Raw genomic sequence first — 3,358 nt, 5'->3', positions numbered from 1 at the left:
GTTGATTGGTTAAGTCTTTTCGCGAGATTGGATTGCGTGCGACCAATGTCTATTAGGTATCTTTGAAATACGGTTATTTCCATTCTAGGTTAGGGTTTTAAAACACGTCCTAGCAACCAAAAAATAGGTTGCAAAGGAAAGACATAAAAAATACAAATAGTAAAAAGTTACATCGCCTCGTTTCAACCAGTCGATGTAACTTAGCTCCAGACTAAAACCGTCACCTATATAGCCGTATGAGAACCATTTTATGAAAAGCGAACAAAACAAGATGGACATTCCAGCGATTGGCAAAAAATTTATAAACTTACTGGCAATAGTTCGGTTCATGGCTAAAAATCTTTAGTCTAAGCATTTAGGAGAAGCAAGAAAACTCTCAGAGGACTCAGTATCGCTAGCAGTCTAACGTTGTAGTTGAACGGCGGCAATCAATTTCTGAATCATAGCCGATCGCCCGATTCCAGAGGCGGCTCAGTCCGTGGAGCTGCCATGAGCCGTGTTAGTTGAACTGGGACGACTGGCTCAAGAAAGGGATACAGGTTCATCATGGCAGTATTAGCCCCAGACAAGACCAAACGATATACTCCGCCAATGGTAGATACAACGCTATGCATTGTCATATCTTTCTTCACAAATAGAATAATCGGTAAAAGTTATATGCAGTCTGTATTTGAGCGATCGCCCCTTTCCCTTTCGCCCTTTGCGGGATCGCGAATTTAACGAAAGTACAGGTTTAATATGACCAACCATCACGGTATTTTTCGTTAATCGAAGAGATTTAGAGATAGCTTCAAGAATGGTCAATTGCCAATAAAAAGCGGTTGAATGTCTTTAGGCGTAAGGGTTTGAGGCCAGTTAGGGAGAGTGGATTTTAACAAAAATTTGTACTTTTGAGAGCGATCGCTGTGGTCTTGGGTCTAAAAAACTGGCAGCAAATGGATAAGGATGAAAGTTTTGTGCGGCAGCCGTGTGGCAGATGTTGCTGCACTGGGAATCTGCAATGTATATGCAATCCAATTTTCGTCTTGCGTCCAGATGGTCAGTTGTAAGTCAGGTGTTGCGCAGATGCTGCGAGAAGTTGGAGATGGGTTGGGGTGCAGAGGAGTTATGGGATGTAGATTTAGGGGATGTGCGGCGGAATCGACGGCTGGTGAAGATCGTGGAAGACTTAGTGGCACGTCCCAATGAAAGTGTGCCGCAAGCAAGTCGAGATGAATCTGCGGTGCAAGGGGTGTATGAGTTTTGGGACAATGCGCGGGTAAGCGATCGCGAGATATTGAGCCCACATCAGCGGCGGACAGTGCAGCGGATGGGGTGCTGCCAGACGGTATTGGCGATCCAGGACACGAGTGAGTAGGCTTATACAATTGTTACTAGAGCACGATCGTCTTAACTTTAGGCTCTTTTATTCGTTTAAGAGCAATTGTTAACTAATTGACTGGCTCTACTCAAAACAGCTCGGAGTGTGGTGGCAAAAGATGAGCTTACGAACTATTACTGCGACTAGATATGTCACACCACTGCGCGAAGGGGGCTCGCTACCAGCCATTGTAGAAGCCGATGATGATGGCCTGTATGTGCTGAAGTTTCGAGGGGCAGGCCAAGGCGCGAAAGCACTGATTGCAGAGTTGGTGGCAGGGGAGATTGCTCGAGCTTTAGGGCTGCCTGTTCCTGAGATTGTCTGGGTTCATCTCAATCCTGAACTTGCCCGCACTGAGCCTGACCCAGAAATTCAAGACTTGATTCGAGCTAGTGTCGGGCTGAATCTGGCGCTCGATTACCTACCCGGTTCTGTGACATTTGACCCCATTGCGGCGAAACCTGAGGCAGACCTCGCCTCTTCAATTGTCTGGTTTGATGCTTATGTGACGAACATCGATCGCACAGCGCGGAACACCAATATGTTGATGTGGCACCGACGACTGTGGCTCATCGATCATGGTGCAGCTCTCTACTTCCATCACACCTGGAGCAACTACCTAGAACGGAGCCGCACCCCCTTTGCAGCTATCAAGGACCATGTGTTACTCCACAGCGCTAGCACTCTACGGGAGGTAGATGCGAAAATAACGGAACAGTTGACACCCAGCCTCATTGAGTCCATTGTGCAGCTGATTCCGGATGCTTGGCTCGTAGAAGAGTCCCTGTTCAATGGAAGTCAGCAACATCGAGCAGCCTATGTCGAGTACTTGATGAGACGATTAGAAGCGCCGCGTACTTTTCTGGAGGAAGCTATTCGTGCCCGATCTCTTAGCGTATGATTACGCCATCATCCGTGTCGTTCCTAGAGTGGAGCGCGAAGAGTTTGTCAATGTGGGGGTGGTCGTTTCCTGCGCCAGCCACAAATTTCTCGGAGCTCGGATTGAGCTTGACGAGCAACGACTCATGGCGCTCGACTCCACCCTTGATCTTGAAGTCATTCGAGACTACCTCGCTGCTATTCCCCTCATTTGTGTGGGCGGTGAACCCGCTGGACCCATTGGTCGGTTGCCTCAACGCGATCGCTTCCACTGGATTGTGGCTCCTCGGAGCACGGTAATCCAGACATCGCGAGTCCATACAGGTCTTTGCCCCAGCCTACCCCATGTGATCGAGCATCTCCTCGATACCATGGTGCGTCCATGCAAGCAAAACAAAATGACGGCCATCCGTACGGCTTAATCCCTCAGAGTTAAGGTCTGTGGATTTGCAGAAACGTCAGTCAGTGGACACATGAGATTTTAGTTGTGAGAGAATGTCTCCGGCTTTAGTCCAGAGAATTAGATCCGCCTGCTTGGGGATCAATGGTATGAGAAGCATGCTGTAAGCGCGAGGGTGACGCCAAAATCAGGGGAGTGCACCGTGCTCGTATCCAAAGCGCCATACCAGAGATCGGCGGGAACGGTAATATTCTCTACGTCTACGGTCCATAGAAGGGCATTGACTAGATCTCGGGCATATCCTTGGCCACCTTGTGAGAAGCCTTCCTGTAGGGCCCGTTGGTAGGCGGTGCTAAACGGTTCACTTTCATACAAAGCTCGATCGCCCTCCCCACTCATACTGATGATGAGCTGCCACAACCTTTCTGCTGTAGCTATCTCAGCAAAGTGTTGCTCAAACTCAACTGGGGTTCTGTTGAACTGCTGCAACCATGCCTGCTACGTCCAGATACAGAAGTGGTCTGAGGGAGGGATGATACCAATTCAAGAAATACCTGCTACAGATAGGGCATTGACGATATAATCCCAACCTGTTAGCGAGGCAATCAGGGCAAACGCATCTTATTGAGCAAAGACTTTAGCCAGATAATCATTATCCCAGCCTGCTTTGAGGCGCTTGGCCTTCATTCCCCCCTTGGCAGTCTTCTCTTGGCTCAACA

At 48.7% G+C, this 3,358-nt stretch carries 5 protein-coding genes; 3 read left to right on the top strand and 2 right to left on the bottom strand.

The genetic code is table 11. The features are described from left to right. Positions 1-440: 440 nt before the first annotated feature. The gene (locus tag NDA01_RS31605; protein ID WP_348231173.1) at positions 441-614 is read right to left on the bottom strand and encodes a hypothetical protein; all 174 of its coding nucleotides are present in this window, start codon (positions 612-614) and stop codon (positions 441-443) included. Positions 615-1,084: 470 nt separating this feature from the next. Between NDA01_RS31605 and NDA01_RS31600 the strand changes: the two genes are divergently transcribed. The 3 genes from NDA01_RS31600 to NDA01_RS31590 all read left to right on the top strand — a co-directional run bounded on the left by NDA01_RS31600 (position 1,085) and on the right by NDA01_RS31590 (position 2,661). Then, positions 1,085-1,357, top strand: a complete 273-nt coding sequence (locus NDA01_RS31600; protein ID WP_348231172.1) for an IS4/Tn5 family transposase DNA-binding protein — start codon at positions 1,085-1,087, stop codon at positions 1,355-1,357. Positions 1,358-1,478: 121 nt separating this feature from the next. Then, on the top strand, positions 1,479-2,261 hold the full coding sequence (locus tag NDA01_RS31595) for a HipA family kinase (RefSeq protein ID WP_348231171.1): 783 nt from the start codon (positions 1,479-1,481) through the stop codon (positions 2,259-2,261). Continuing rightward, complete coding sequence (locus NDA01_RS31590) at positions 2,239-2,661, top strand: DUF3037 domain-containing protein (RefSeq protein ID WP_348231170.1); 423 nt, start codon at positions 2,239-2,241, stop codon at positions 2,659-2,661. The genes NDA01_RS31595 and NDA01_RS31590 overlap by 23 nt, the downstream gene beginning before the upstream one ends. A 119-nt stretch (positions 2,662-2,780) precedes the next feature. On the opposite strand, the gene NDA01_RS31585 is transcribed toward NDA01_RS31590, so the two are convergent. Continuing rightward, positions 2,781-3,128, bottom strand: a complete 348-nt coding sequence (locus NDA01_RS31585; protein WP_348231169.1) for a hypothetical protein — start codon at positions 3,126-3,128, stop codon at positions 2,781-2,783. Between the last annotated feature and the right edge of the window lie 230 nt (positions 3,129-3,358).

This window comes from Trichocoleus desertorum AS-A10, from assembly GCF_039962155.1.
In the GTDB taxonomy this organism is placed as follows: Bacteria; Cyanobacteriota; Cyanobacteriia; order FACHB-46; family FACHB-46; genus Trichocoleus.
The sequence above is the reverse complement of the archived record's forward strand: the minus strand, read 5'-3'. Positions and strand labels throughout refer to the sequence as shown.